Source organism: Seonamhaeicola marinus (assembly GCF_008085455.1).
The window spans coordinates 1-665 of the sequence record NZ_VSDQ01000143.1; the positions used below are offsets into that span (position 1 = coordinate 1).

Here is a 665-nt window from a genome sequence, read left to right on the forward strand (position 1 = left end):
TTGAAATTGAACGCCGTTTAAAAGAAGAATTAGATATACCTGTAATGCATGACGACCAGCATGGTACTGCTATTATTTCTGCGGCAGCATTATTAAACGCAATTGAACTTACCGAAAGAAACATTGAAGACGCTAAAATAGTTATCAGTGGAGCAGGTGCAGCAGCCATTTCATGTTCAAGGTTATATCAAGCCTGTGGTGCTAAAAAAGAAAACATGGTAATGCTTGATAGTAAAGGCGTTATTAGAGATGATAGAGATAATTTAACACCTGAAAAAGCTGAATTTGCCACCCACAGAAAAATTGACACGCTTGATGAAGCAATGCAAGATGCCGATGTGTTTATTGGTCTTTCAATGGCAAACATTGTAACACCAAACATGTTATTATCTATGGCTAAAGACCCTATAGTTTTTGCCATGGCAAACCCAGACCCTGAAATTAAATACGATTTAGCTATAGCTACCCGTGATGATATTATTATGGCTACAGGCCGTAGTGATCATCCTAACCAAGTAAATAATGTTTTAGGGTTTCCGTTTATTTTTAGAGGCGCCCTAGATGTTAGAGCAACTGCCATAAACGAAGAAATGAAAATGGCAGCGGTTAAAGCGTTGGCAAGATTAGCAAAAGAACCAGTACCAGAGCAAGTTAATGTTGCTTAT

The 665-nt window shown here is 38.0% G+C and carries 1 protein-coding gene; it reads left to right on the forward strand.

Annotated elements, in window-relative coordinates:
• On the forward strand, nt 1-665 hold a 665-nt coding region (locus FUA24_RS01145; protein ID WP_317131916.1), incomplete at both ends, for a malic enzyme-like NAD(P)-binding protein.